This window comes from Pseudoruegeria sp. HB172150, assembly GCF_013184805.1.
Lineage (GTDB): Bacteria > Pseudomonadota > Alphaproteobacteria > Rhodobacterales > Rhodobacteraceae > Psychromarinibacter.
In genome coordinates this window covers 1379177-1393128 of record NZ_JAATNG010000001.1, presented here as the reverse complement: position 1 = coordinate 1393128, position 13952 = coordinate 1379177, and the positions used below count along the sequence as shown (strand labels likewise).

Annotated in this window: 7 protein-coding genes and 1 pseudogene; 2 read left to right on the top strand and 6 right to left on the bottom strand. The window is 65.7% G+C overall.

The window, feature by feature from the left end; all coding sequences use genetic code 11:
* The first annotated feature begins 3 nt into the window (after positions 1-3).
* Together HCO70_RS06735 and HCO70_RS24775 are read left to right on the top strand one after the other, a co-directional pair.
* Positions 4-1923 (top strand): DUF2264 domain-containing protein, encoded by a 1920-nt coding sequence (locus HCO70_RS06735; protein WP_172294277.1) that lies wholly within the window; start codon positions 4-6, stop codon positions 1921-1923.
* Between the two features lie 392 nt (positions 1924-2315).
* Positions 2316-2477, top strand: a pseudogene (locus HCO70_RS24775) (DapH/DapD/GlmU-related protein); the annotation flags it as partial.
* A 1138-nt stretch (positions 2478-3615) separates the two neighbouring features.
* Here HCO70_RS24775 and HCO70_RS06725 read toward each other — a convergent pair.
* Genes HCO70_RS06725 through HCO70_RS25035 form a run of 6 tightly spaced genes read right to left on the bottom strand, consistent with a single transcriptional unit; the run spans position 3616 to position 13941 of the window.
* Entirely contained in the window at positions 3616-4593 is a 978-nt protein-coding gene (locus HCO70_RS06725) for a hydroxyacid dehydrogenase (RefSeq protein ID WP_172294273.1), read from the bottom strand.
* Between the two features lie 44 nt (positions 4594-4637).
* The gene (locus HCO70_RS06720) at positions 4638-6614 is read right to left on the bottom strand and encodes a hypothetical protein (RefSeq protein ID WP_172294271.1); all 1977 of its coding nucleotides are present in this window, start codon (positions 6612-6614) and stop codon (positions 4638-4640) included.
* A complete protein-coding gene (locus HCO70_RS06715) occupies positions 6611-8656 on the bottom strand; it encodes an alginate lyase family protein (RefSeq protein WP_172294269.1) in 2046 nt (681 codons plus the stop codon). Before HCO70_RS06715 ends, HCO70_RS06720 begins: the two co-directional genes overlap by 4 nt.
* Entirely contained in the window at positions 8653-10500 is a 1848-nt protein-coding gene (locus HCO70_RS06710) for a hypothetical protein (protein ID WP_172294267.1), read from the bottom strand. The genes HCO70_RS06715 and HCO70_RS06710 overlap by 4 nt, the downstream gene beginning before the upstream one ends.
* Positions 10497-11801, bottom strand: a complete 1305-nt coding sequence (locus tag HCO70_RS06705; protein WP_172294265.1) for an NAD(P)H-dependent oxidoreductase — start codon at positions 11799-11801, stop codon at positions 10497-10499. The genes HCO70_RS06710 and HCO70_RS06705 overlap by 4 nt, the downstream gene beginning before the upstream one ends.
* A gap of 1 nt (position 11802) precedes the next feature.
* Positions 11803-13941, bottom strand: coding sequence for an ABC transporter ATP-binding protein (locus tag HCO70_RS25035; RefSeq protein ID WP_172294263.1), 2139 nt, complete (start codon positions 13939-13941; stop codon positions 11803-11805).
* Positions 13942-13952: the final 11 nt, after the last annotated feature.

The following is a 13952-nucleotide window of genomic DNA, read 5'->3' as shown; positions in this document are numbered from 1 at the left end:
CTTATGAACGAGCAGACCAGTGCCCTGACCCCAAGCGCGGACCAGACCATCACCTTCAACCCGATGGCCGGCAATCCTTTTGCGACGCGCACCGATGCGATCAAGGCGCTCGTGGACCTTTCCGAACCTTTGATGGGCCATTTCTCTACTGGCAAGGGACGGCTTCGTCTCGGCTCCGCAGGTGCCCATTTCCACGAGGCCGCCGCCGATCTCGAAGGCCTGACCCGCCCGCTCTGGGGTCTGGCACCGCTGATCGCGGGCGGTGGGCACTTCGACGGGATCGGGGATTTCGTGACCGGTCTCGCCAATGGCTCCGATCCGGATCACCCGGATTACTGGGGCCCGACCTCGGATTACGACCAGCGCATTGTGGAAAGCGCGGCGATCGGATTCGCCATCGCCATGGCCCCACAGACCTTCTGGGAACCGCTGCCGGACAGGGCCAAGCGGAACCTCGCGGCCTGGCTGGTGCATTCCCTGTCGCAGACACCGGCCCCCAACAACTGGCATTTCTTCCACGTGCTCGTATCGCTCGGGCTCGACCGCGCCGGCGTCGACTATGACCGCTCCATCATCGAAGGCGATCTCGATTACCTCGAGTCGCTGGCGATGGACGAAGGCTGGTACCGCGACGGTCCCGGCCGCAGGGCAGAGCATTACATCCCCTTCGCGATGCATTTCTACGGGCTGATCCACGCTGCCATCTCCACCGGCCACGGCGCGCAGGACCAGGAACGCGCCGAGCGTTTCCGTCAGCGCGCCCGCGATTTTGCCCCGCAGATCAAGCTCTGGTATGCCGAGGACGGCGCTGCCCTGCCCTATGGCCGCTCGCTCACCTACCGCTTCGCACATGCCGGTTTCTGGGGCGCTCTTGCCCTTGCCGATGTCGAGGCGCTGCCATGGGGCGAAATCCGCGGCTACTGGGCCCGCAACATGCGCTACTGGGCAAGCCTGCCCATCGCCGACCGGGACGGCATTCTCGGTGTAGGATACGGCTACCCGAACCTCCTGATGAGCGAGAGCTACAACTCGCCTGGCTCGCCCTACTGGGCCTTCAAGGCTTTCGCACCGCTCGCCCTGCCCGAAAGCCACCCGTTCTGGCAGGCAAAGGAAGTGCCCTACAGCGCGACCGAAGGCGTCACCGAACTCGCCCAGCCCGGCATGATCCGCTGGGAAGAAGCCGGCGATGTCACGGTTCTGACCGGAGGGCAGGAAACCTTCCAGATGCGGCAGGCGGCCGAGAAATACTGCAAGTTCGCGTATTCCACCCGCTATGGCTTCAGCATCGAAAACGACACCCGTACCTTCGCGACCGGGCCGTTCGACAACATGCTGGCCTTCTCCGAAGACGGACGCAACGCGCTGGTACGCGAGAGCGAGACCGATGCAAGGATCGGCGCGGATTACCTCTATTCCGAATGGTCACCCATGCACGGCGTAACGGTCGAAAGCTGGATCATCGCTCGCCCGCCCTGGCACCTCCGCGTCCATCGCGTGACCACGGACCGCGGCATGGACACGTTGGAAGGCGGGTTCACGATCCGCAGGACCGATGTGCCGCCCATTCGTAGCATTCCCGTCAAGCCTCCGGCACGCCATGCCGATGCGTCCAGCCAGCCGCTCGACAACGGCAGGGTCGAGGTCGCGACGGACGAGGATCTGTCGCTGCTGATCGACCTGAGCCCCACCGCCCGCACCGGCCGCGTGTTGCAGGCGCAACCGAACACCAACGTCATCTTCGCGCGCAGCTGGGCACCGCAACTTCTGACACGGCTGGAAGCCGGCACCTCGTGGCTCGCCTGTGCCGTCTGTGCCCGTCCCGCCACGCTCGGCGATCCGGGGGCATCGCCCGCGGCGCCCACCGAAGACGAACTGCAGGCCATGAAGGACGCGGCGCAGCCAATCCCGGTCTGGAACATATGACGACGCACGGCAATCTCTTCGACGGTTGCCCGTGGAAATTCGAAGGTCAGGCGTCTCCCGAGGAGCGTCAGGAGCAGGCCGCCTTCGTCAGGACGCTCGCGGCAACGGGCAGGATCCGTCCCGGTGGGGGTGGCTACCTTTCTCCCAACGCCTACTGGGCGGCAGACGATGCCGAATTCGGCGAAGGCTGCCTCGTTGCCGCGGGCGTCCGAGTAGACGGCACCATCAGGGCGGGCGCGCGCTGCTCCTTCAACCTCAGCGCCACCGTCGCGGGCAGGGTGACGATGGGCGACGAGGTTCGCATCGGCACGAACGCCGGGCTCTGGGGGTTCAACCACGGCCACGAGGACATCGAAACGCCCATCTCCCGGCAGGGCGTGACGACCAGCGGAATCGAGATCGGCAGTGACGTCTGGATCGGGGCGAACGCGATCGTCACCGACGGCGTTCGGATCGGCAGCCACGTCATCGTCGCAGCCGGCGCTGTGGTGACACGCGACGTGCCCGACTACGCCATCGTCGGCGGCAATCCCGCCCGGGTCATCCGGGACCGGCGAGCGAAACGCGAAGACCTGCTCGGCGATGTTCGCGCCTCGCTGCAGCGCCTGTCGGACAAGGCGGAACGGGATTGGGAAACTCTGCTGGCGCGGTACGGCACCGACAGCCGCCCCGGCTACAGCTACAGCGATCCGCGCAACGATGCGGACGATCCGGTGCGCCCCGACTGCGACGCGATCCAGATCGCCGCGATGTTCGGCGCCGTGCCGGACGGGCGCAGCCGCGAGGACTGGATCCGCCTCCTGAAATCGCATCAGGACCGGGATAGCGGGCTGTTCGTGAAGGATCCCAATGCACCGCCGCCCGATGCAAGCCAAGCGGCACCGTCCAACACCCATCTCTACGATATACTCTGCGCCAGCTATGCGCTCGAATGCCTCGGCGACCGGCCCGACCACCGGATAGCATGGGCCGACCACGCACTGGCCGACATCTCGACGCGCCTGGACGACTTGCCGTGGTGCGACCGGGGATGGCATTGCGGCGCGGTGCTGGATTCCCTCGGCACCGCCGCCTACGTCAACAGCCGCTATGCCGGCGGGCAATCTGGTCTTCCGCAGCTCTTCGGCGAACTCCTGATCCGATGCGACCCGGCGACCGGCATGTGGTCGCCGCCAAGGGGCGACGATTACCTGCAGCCGGTGAACGGGTTCTATCGCCTGACCCGCGGCACCTATGCGCAATTCGGCCTGCCCCTGCCCTATCCGAACGCCGCCATCGACACGGTCCTCGACCATGCCCGCCGCAACCATTTTTTCGCAAAGGAAGACCGAACGGCCTGCAACGTGCTCGACGTGATCCACCCGCTGATGCTCTGCGCCGGCCAGACCGGCCACCGTCAGGCAAAGCTGCGCGACACGATCCTCCGTCTCGCCCGGAACATTGACGCGCAATGGCACGACGGTGCCGGGTTCGCCTTCGCGCCTGACGAGGAACCAGGGCTGCAGGGAACCGAGATGTGGCTGTCCATCGCGGCACTCGTGGCTCTGTACCTCGAAGCGCAGGACGACTTAAGCTTCCGCCTGGCCGGCATCCACCGGTTCGAACCGGCTATCTCGTTCCCACGAAATGCTGTTTCAGCGGAGCCGAAACGGCGGATGGTCAGCTAATCCCAAAGACGACCCGACCCCAAGCCTAGGCCGCGCGCCCCCAGTCCTGTGGACCGATAGCCGCGATCAGCCGCTCGCCCCGGGCGAAGCGTTCCACTTCGGCCACACACCACTCCGTCATCCGGCGGATTTCGCGCCCAAGAGACCCCGCGACATGCGGTGTCAGATGCACGTTCGGCATGGACCAGAGCGGGTGCTCCACCGGCAACGGCTCCGGCTCGGTGACGTCCAGCACGGCTGTGATGCGCCCTCCGCCCAAGGCCTTCACCAGGCAATCGTGATCGACGATGCGGCCACGGGCGGTGTTGATGAACAGCGCCCCGTCCTTCATCGCTGCCAGTTCACGCGCGCCGATCATGTTTTCGGTTTCCGGCAGCAGCGGCGCGTTCAACGAAACGACATCCGACGCCGCCATCAGTTCGTCGAGCCCGACCTTGGTCGCGCCCATTCCCCGCGCCGCCTCTGCCGAGACGAATGGATCGTAAAGAAGGCACTCGATCTCGAACGGCTCCATCAAACGCAACAGGGCGCGCCCGACATGGCTGGCCGAGACGATGCCGACAGTCGCGCCGAAGTTACCGATATCGCCCAGGCGCAACCCGCGAAAATCGAAGGAGTCCCGCTGCGTTCGATACGCCTGCTCCTGATCATCCAGCCGCTTGTTCCAGCGCAGGATCCAGGACAGCGTGAATTCGGCAACCGGCATGGCATTGGCTGCGGCGGCCGAGGTGACGGAAACGCCGCGATCCAGCAGCGCTGGATCGATGATGGGTTTGAGCGACCCGGCCGCATGCGCGACAAGGCCGAGCCGGGGAAGCTGTGTAAGGACATCGGGCCCCAGCCACGGGCTGCCCCAGCCGGTGACAAGAACGTCCACATCCCGCCCGGTCGCCGCAATATCCGAAACGCAGGTGAAGTTACTACGCGAAACCAGCTCGCAACTGGTCGCCAGCCTGTCAATACAGGCGGGGCAGAAGTGCTGCGCGAACGACGGCTGCGACATGAGAAAGGCAGCAACAGGCAGAGCGGATCCTCCCGGATTTGGCATCAGTCACCCAGCTCCGGGAATGCCCCGAACGTCTCGATTTCTCCGTTCCGCCAGACAAGCGTACCCGGACCTTCAGTCGCAAAGGTCAACGCCTTGCCGTCCGGCAGTACCATTGTCAGCGTCGCCGGTTCCCGGCCCAGATATCCGCAGGCGCAAAACTCCAGATCCTCCCGGCAATAACCCCATGCCGGCGCATCGGGTCCCCGATAACGGAAACCGCCGAGTTCCAGCATTCCGGACTCATTGGCCAGGGCTCGGTCCGCCCTCAGTCCGGGCCAGTCCCACGGCATCTCGTGCAGGTAACCCTCCTCGAACGCCCATTCCCCCAGATCCGTCGTCAGTGCGAAACTGCGCCCATCCCGCGTGTACGACACGGTGCGAATGCCTCGATGCCTGACGGTTGTGACAGGTTCCGCCGTGCGAAGCGCGCCGATGTCCCGGCCGTCACCGGCCCTCAGCACACCTTCGGCCAGTTGGTCCGCGAAAACGGCGGCGTCGCCATGCGCCGTTTCCGGCCGGACCTCCAGATACAGGCAGGCGATTGGCGGACCCTGAAAGAAGAAGCCCGCAGGCACCGTTTCCCAGAAATCCTTCTGCGGCCCACGATAGTTGGCAACCTCGAAAACGAGGCAGCCGTCGCGATGCGATACCGTCACCCTGCCTTCCCCCAAGTTCGTCCGTTCGGCCACCCGCAGCCCGAACCGCACCCCGCCGATCTCCACCACCACCGGCGCGCCGTCGTCCGGCAGCGTCGCAGGCAACGCCAGCCAGTCGCCGCCCGCCCAGACCTTCACCTCTTCCGGCTCGCAGACCCACGCCACCGACAGTCCGGCGGCGGTGCAGTCCCACAAGGCGCCCTTGGGCGAGGAAAGCATCAAAACTCGTTCATGGTCCTGAACGGCAAAGGTGCGCCCCTCGTCGGGCAGGTGCCGGTGCCGGGTCCGGTCCGTGGCGTGACGCGTGTCGCCGAACCAGCGGTCATTGTGCAGATAACGGGTGAACATCGCCCCGCCCCCGGAGCCCAGCGAATAGGTGGCAAACACGGAATTCGCCTGCGGATGCGGCGCCGAGGTCGCCGAGCCGAGCGAGAACCCTTCTCCATGAAAGCTGACCATCCGCTGTCGCGCGTCGCGATCCGTCGTCTCGGTGATCTCTCCGCCGGCCTGTACCTCCAGCGCCCAGTGCGGCAACCGCCGCTCATCCACCATCTCGCGCAGACGCCCGCGTTCGCTGCCATCGCGTTTCAGCGCTTCGGAATAGGCCCGCCCGTGAGGACCGGCCCAGCGACCGGTCGTCTGGTCGAGGTGCAGCATAACGCTCAGCGCCAGCCGGTCGCGCATCGCCTGTGCCAGCCAGCGCGTAGGCGCATCCGGCGCCAGTTCTGCCAGCGCGGCCAGCGCCCTCAGGTCGATGGCGGTATAGGTCGGGCTGTTGAATTCGGCCGGATGACCGGCGCCTGTCTTTTCGGCCCAGCGGGCCAGCTTCGCGGCGCCCCGCTCCGACAGAGCGGCGTCCCCCAACCACGCCCCGCCCGCCGACCGCGCATAGCAGTCCAGCAGGGCGATGTTCGAGTACCGGATGTCGACGTCCAGCCGCTCGACCTCGTCGATGGCCAGCCGGACGCGTTCGCGCAGCAGAGCATCGAGTGACCGCGGCAGCCTGTCCGGGTACTGCAGCAAGGCAGGCAGCAACGCCGTCAGAACGAAAACGCCCGCGTTCAGATCCGCGACGAACGCATCCTCGCGCATCCATTTGAAGTTTCCCCGGTGCGGATTCCCGTCGCGCAGTTCCTGACACTCGAGAACCGCTTCCAGCACCGTCGCCGCCAGCGCCAGGTCGTCGGGATCGTCGCTTGCCAGCAGCCGCGCGGCGAGCCCGGCCGCCTTGCGCGTCTCGTGGAATACACCTTCCTCGGTCGCGCTTTGCCGCATCGCGGTCGCGGGGTTGAAATCCTCGGGCAGGTTCATCCGGGTCATACTTCGTTTCCATGGCAATGCACCGCCTGCGCCCTCGGGGCGCCGTGTCCGTCAAGCGGTGTTCCCAGGCAGGCACGTTCGTCTATTTCGATAATCTGGCTATCATGCCGGAGAAGGCGAATCCGGGTATCCGCCACCTCGTCCGCCGCCTCGACCGACGCTACAGGACAGACTGCGCCGGGTTCGCGGGGCCACAACAGGGTTACCAGCCGCGAGGGCCCGCCGCTCTGCCACACCGCCACGACCGTCGGTATCGGTACAGCCCGCGTCGGACCGCTCGGATCTTGCGTGTAGGTCCAACCCTGCGGGTCCTCACCGTCGCGACCGCGCGCGATCTTGAGGTCCAGCTCCCGCGAGAACAGCATCGACAGGTTCGCCTGACCTTCGTCTTCCGACCAGACAGACTGCGGGCCTTGCTCCACATGATCCACCGCCATGTGCCACAAAGCCTGGTACCCATGCACTGCCCCATCGCGGGGTATCAGCCGATCGACCACCAGAAACGCGCCGAGTTCCTTTAGGAACAGCACCCGACGATGATGCGCAACGCTGCGCAACGCATCGGGACCATAGCCCTCGTCGTAGACCGCCTCCGCCACCTCGACCGTCGCGCCCTTCCGCCAGCCAAGACTGGAAGGAACATCCGTCCAGACCTCTTCCTTTCGGAAATCGTGCCCGCGGTTCTGTCCATGGCTATCGACCAGCACAGTGTTGTGCCCTGCGCTCGACAACGCATGCCGGTGAAACGCCGACTCGTCGAAACTGTACTTGCCGGCCTCGGTCAGCAGCAGCCGTCCATGTGCATGCAGCAGCAGGTTCAGCTTGTCCTCGTGGTGATGCCGATAACCGTAGGGCCCGCCATCGAACAGCGCCCAGACCGCCGTGTCCGACCAGTCGCTGCGAAACACCACATAACCCGCATACGGAAACGCCAAAGAGTTGACCGAAGGCGGCGCGCCCTTGGTCCCGCGAGACGCCGCCCAGCGAAAATCGGCGCGAGACGGATATGCCTCGGCGGCATCCTCCATCAGCTCGTCCAGCGCATGCCAGCTGCCGTTGTTCAGGTTCGGCAGACGGCCGTCCGGCATAACCATTGCAAGGTTCGCCGCATGCACTGTTTCCAGCCGCCGCGTCCAGTCTTCCGGCATCGGCATGTCATAGGCGCGCAGCACCGATTGCAGCCGCCCGAACTCGCGCCAGAGGATCTGGTGTGTATGCGTCGACAACTCGTACTGAAACCCGTCCGGATAAACCTGCCGGACCAGCTCGTGCCCGAGCGTGGTCAGTGCATAGTCCCGCCACTCCGCGGCATCTGCCAGAACCGGGAACAGCACGCCGATCTGCGCCAGACCGTTCATCTCCATTGTCAGCCAGTTGCCCTGGCTGTGGAAATGGCGCAGCCGCCAGCCGTGCTCCCAGACCCCGCGCAGCCATTCCAGCAACACCTCGTCCGTCAAATGCGGCGAACCGACAATCGCGTGCAGCGCCCAGGGCCAGGTCGCGTTCATGCGGATGCCGCATTCGATGGTGCGCCAGCACTTCGTCCCCTCGGGCGGAGCATCGGCGGGCAACAGCGCCTGCGCGCGCCACGATAGGAATTCGGAGACAATCCTTTCGGGCAACCGCTCGTCACCGGTGCGCCGGTACAGCTCCCCCATCAGCAGCCATTCCCGGTGCCGGTTCAGCTGCCACGTCCATTCTTTGTAACCGTTAGGCGTCGGGTTTGCGGTCCAGTCGATCCCGTTGTCAAACCGATGCGGCACGGCGCAGGAAATCCGCTCGTCCCGCAAAATCCGTTCCGGCACCACCTCGATTGTCTCGTCGGGTCCGACATACGCGTTGTCCCCCAGCTCGAAGCGACGCGACAGGTAACGCTCCGGCTGCAGCATGGACCGGATCACCCGGCCAAGTTCTGCGCGGGCCGCATCCATATCTCCGCGCTGCGCGGCGTCGACCACAGGGCGCAGATCGCTTCGCCCGGTGTCGAGCAACTCCAGACGGAGCTGCGAGTCAGAGATCGGGGAAGCCGGCACGTCCTTCATTTGCCGCCAGCCGATACCGGACGGATCGTCACGCGCACCCGCCCCGCCTCGCTCGATTCGGGAATCACGATCCGCAGGCGCCGGACTGTCACGGTTTCGCTCTCCAGCGGAAAATCCGGTTTCTCGTCCAGCTCTAGTCTCGCATCGGCCGGCTCATCGACACTCACGGCCAGGTCCCCCCGTTCCCCCCGGATTAGAGCCGCGCCATTCCCGATCTCGAAAGGTAAAAGCGAAATCAGGACGCTCTCGAAACTCCCCGGCGCGTCCGCGAAGGCATAGCTGTCGGTGACCTCCACCGCGCCCGCCTTGCGGTCGAGCCTGATCAGGCGATCGAGCTTCGCCAGCCCCGCCTCCGGCGGATAGGCTCCGGTGATATCCAGCTCCAGCCGGTCTTCGGCCTCGCTATGTTCATGCGCGATGAGACGGGCCGCGAACTCCCTGCCGAACCCCTGCTGCTGCCCATTCGGCACCGGCACCGAATGGCCCAGCGAATTGTTCACGAGGAAATCGTACCGCCCGCCGCCGTTCTGGTAATATTTCCGGTTGATCGCTCCCCGGCCTAGATCGACCAGCAGCGCCTCGCCCCACGCATCTACCGTGAAGTTCCCGACGTCGTTCTGGTTGTGCATCTCGTCGTTGTGGCCACCCTTCGCGGCGAGCACCAATGCATCCGGATCTGTGGGATCGAGGCGCGAGATCATCCACTGCAGCCCGCGGAACCTGTCGTGCAGCGGAGGCACATATTCCGGCGCGCTGAGGTCCGGCAGCCAGAACAGCGTCCTGAGGCCCCATGGCATGTTCTTCGCGCGCTGATGCGGTGGTTGGTGTGCGGCGATCTGCATAAGCTCGCGCATCTCCAGCCGCTCCGCCAGCCAGGCAAGATGCGGCGGGTTGTAGGTGAAGCCGATATGCGTGTCGGCGAAGTTCACGAACCGCCGCACACCGATCTGGCTGTGCATCGGGAAGGCCGCGATGCGGCGCACCTTCGGCGTCCACAGGTCGACTTCTCCACCGCTTCTGGCCTCCAGAAGCTGCGCCATGATCGTAAAATAGCCGAACCCGTAATCCCAGCAGAACGACGCCTCGGACGTGCCGCCATCCTCGTCGAAATTGCCGATGTAGTCGTCCATCGACCGCATCGCTTTCGCGATGATCGCGCCAAGTCGCTCCGGGTCCGTTTCCAGGTATGTCCCGGCGCCAACGATGCCGCCGCAGCAGACAGCGGCCCAGTTGTTGATCTCCTTGCCGGGGCGATTGAGGAACCAGTGAAAATCTTCGCGCGCGAGGAAGGGGACGAAACAGCGCCGGTTGACCTCGTCGCGGATCCGTTTCGGAACCGCCGGATCGATGCTCGCCCCCAGCAGCCAATCCGCCTCCGAAAGTTCCAGCGCGGTCATGGCCGCGCCCAGGTCGACTTCCGGGTTCTCCATGTCCGCAAGGTCCGGGTCGTGCGCCGGGCGGCACCAGCTCGATTCCTCGCAGATCGCCCAGACGAGATCGAGTACAGCGTCCAGGAACCGGCCCTTACCCTCAAGGCACTCGGCCAGCACCAGCGTCCGAAGCCGCCAGCGCCGCTGGTCTATCGGCAACTGCCCTTCGCGCCTGCGGCCAGAGCGCTTGAAATCCAGCCAGACAGTCGCGGGAACGGCGGGAACCGGCAGTTGCGCCAGGTCTTCCGCTTCCGCGATTATCCTGCCGCGCTCCTCCCCCATTCGCTCACCGGCCGCATCCCATGCGGCGCGGTCTGTGGCCTTCGGAAAGGTCCCGGCGAGCGAGTGGCGACCGAAGATCTCGGCCAGCGTCCCGGAACCGTAGCGCTCCTGCAAAAGCGTGTCGGTCTTCATGCCACTTTCCTTCCCGGGCTCCGCAGCCTCCAGACCGTCGAGTCGTTCGGCGGCACCACGTCGGACATCCGCAGTCGTTCGCCCGGCGAAAGAGCCCGGGTCAGTTTCGCGTCGTCCACCAGACCCAAGGGCAGGTAATCCTCCGCGCCATCCGCATTCACCGCTTCGCCCCGGACATCCATCGTTCCCTGCCCACCAAGCCGCGTCCCGGCCTCGAGGCGGCGCTTGGCGACACCGACCACCTCGACCCGCTGCGAAACCGGGGCCGCCGTCGGCAACCCTTCAATGGCCGCCAGCGCGATGGACCTCGGCGTCTCGGCGCCGACCAGATGATAGGGACGGTAAAGCAGCGCATAGCGGCCGTCGTCGCTGACCGGCACACCCTTGGCGGCCATGGCGCGCATCGCGCGGTCCGCAGGGCTGGTCACGATGGTGAATACCCCGCCCGGATAGAATTCGCCCGCATTTAACTGGCGTCCGTCAACCACATCGACTATGCCGCTGCGGCCCAGAATGCCGCCATGTTCCTTCGGTCGCAGGCAATCCGGCAGACGCTCGGCGGCCACGGCGATCCGGTGCAGGCCCGGCACGTCTATGTCCAGCCCGGCAGCATTTGCGGTAGCCGCCATCTCAATCTGCGTCTTGGTGCCGTCGAAATAGGTCACGTCACTCTTCCGAGGGTCGCCGATCGCCGCCAGCCGCGCCCCAGCCTGGTCCTCGGGGAACAGCGATGTCCACTTCCCCGCCGCGACCACCTCGAACCCCAGCGCCTCGGCCCAGTCCGCCAGCCCGACGATCAGGCTGGGCTGGTCGCCATCGGCAAGGGTATAGACCACGCCCTGCCGCCGCGCCTCATCTGCCAGCTGGACGCCCGCGGTCACGTCGGTCTCCACGTTGACCATGACGACATGCTTGCCCTGCCGGATCGAACTCAGCGCCAGCTCGGCGCCGAAATTGACCTCGCCGGTGCAGTCGACCACCACGTCGATGTCCACCTCTGCAACGAGCGCCGCATCCTCGGTGATCGCCGGCCTGCCATAATGGATCGCATCCTCGAGTTGGCTTAACCGGCCGGCCACCCGCACATCGTCCCGGCCAACCCCGCCATGGGCATAGGCGGCATAGGACCGCTCGGGCAACAGATCGCAGACAACAGACACCGTCATCCCGGGAATCTGCCCGATCTGGGCGACAAGGCTCTCGCCATAGTCACCCGTACCGACGACGCCCACGCGCACCGGCCTGCCTTCCGCCTCGCGGGCGTCCAGCGCCGCGAGAAGTCCATTCGAAGGATTGGTCATCTCACGCCACCTGATCGTCCAGGGCGACGCCCGCGAGGTCCAGCTTGTCGGCATGGTGGCAGGCGACCCGCCCGCCGCCTTCGACATCCTGCAGCACCGGGGTTTCGCGCGAACAGCGGTCGCCATCGGCATAGGGACAGCGCGGATGGAAATAGCAGCCAGACGGCGGGTTAGCCGGATCGGCCACCTCGCCGGACAGCCGGACGCGTTCACCGCTGCCCCGCAGCCGCGGATCGGGCTTCGGCACCGCCGATAACAGCGCCTCGGTATAGGGATGGCGCGGTCGCGCGAACAGCGTGTCGGTATCGGCGACCTCGACGATCTTGCCGACATACATCACCGCGACCCGGTCCGAGATATGCTCGACCACGCTCAGGTCGTGCGCCACGAACAGGTAGGTCAGACCCATCTGTTCCTGCAGGTCCTTCATCAGGTTCAGGATCTGCGCCTGAACCGAGACGTCCAGCGCACTGACCGCCTCGTCCGCCACGACCAGCCGCGGGTTCAGCGCCAGCGCGCGGGCAATGCCGATCCGCTGCCGCTCGCCGCCCGAGAAGGCATGCGGATAGCGGCTCATGTATTCCGACCGAAGACCGACTGTCTGCAGCAGCTCCGCCACCCGGCGCCGCATCCCCTTGCCGTCCTCGACACCGTAAAGCTTCAGGCACTCGCCGACGATTTCCAGAACCGTCATCCGCGGATTGAGCGAGGAATGCGGGTCCTGAAAGATCATGCGGATGTCGCGCCGGTAGGGCTTCATCTGCTTGTGGGTCAGCGGTACCAGATCGGTCACCGCCCCCTCGCTCTCGTGGTACAGCACCTCACCGCCGGTCGGATCGTAGATCCTTACCAGGCTCCGACCCAACGTGCTCTTCCCGCAGCCGGACTCACCAACCAGCGCCAGCGTCTCGCCCTGCCGAATCTCCAGCTCGACACCGTCTACGGCCTTCACCACGCTCCGCGCACGGCGCCGCCGCCGCCCGGACGTGACCGGGAAATGCATCTGCAGGTTTCGCGCCTCGATCAGCGTGCCACCGGCCGGCGTCGTCGCTCCGGTCGTCGGACCGGCCGTATCCGGGGAGGAAATCGGCGACCGGCTGACGACCGGAGCGACCGTCCGCTCTGACCCGTCCTCACCGTAGAGATGGCAGCGAACCTGCCTGTCGGAGGCAAGCGAGGTGGCGGGCGGGTCCGAGCTGTCGCAGATGCCTGGCATGAAGGACGGGCAGCGCGGGTGGAAACTGCACCCTTTAGGCCGGTCGAACGGATGCGGCACGATCCCCTCGATGGATTTCAGCCGCTGCCCCGTTCCCCGCGCGCCAAGGCGCGGAATGGATTGCAGAAGGGACCGCGTGTAGGGATGCTTCGGATCGTGGAAGATCTCGTCCACCGGCCCGCTCTCGACGACGCGGCCAAGGTACATGACCGCCACGTCGTCGGCGATCTCCGCCACCACGCCAAGGTCGTGCGTGATAAAGATCAGGCCCATCCCCATCTCGGCCTGAAGCTCCTTCATCAGGTCGAGGATCACCGCCTGCGTCGTCACGTCCAGCGCCGTCGTCGGCTCGTCCGCGATCAGCAGCTGCGGCCGGCACACCAGCGCCATTGCGATCATCGCGCGCTGGCGCATCCCTCCGGATAGCTGGAACGGATAGGCATCGACCCGCTGCGACGGGTTGGGTATGCCCACGCGACCCAGCACCTCTATGGTGCGAGCACGCGCTGCATCCTTACCCTCTCCGAAATGCAGCTGAGCCGCCTCGCCGATCTGGTTGCCGATGGTGTGAACCGGCGACAGGGACGTCATCGGCTCCTGGAAGATCATAGAGATCTCACCGCTGCGGATACGGCGGATCTCTGGTCCTTTCGGGTCCAGCGCCGCCAGGTCCAGTGTCTCGCCATTCACCCGGGTGAAAAGCACCTCGCCCGACAATGACTTGTTGGAAGAGGTCACGAGGTTCGTGATCGCCCGCGCCGTCATCGACTTGCCGCAGCCGGATTCTCCGACGATGCACAAGGTGCGGTTCCGCGCCACGGACAGGTTCACACCGTCCACCGCCTGAACGACCCCCTCGTCGGTCCGGATCTGGACCTTTACGTCCCGCAGGGTAAGCAGGCTGTCCTGTATCACGTCGAACATCTTCTACTCCT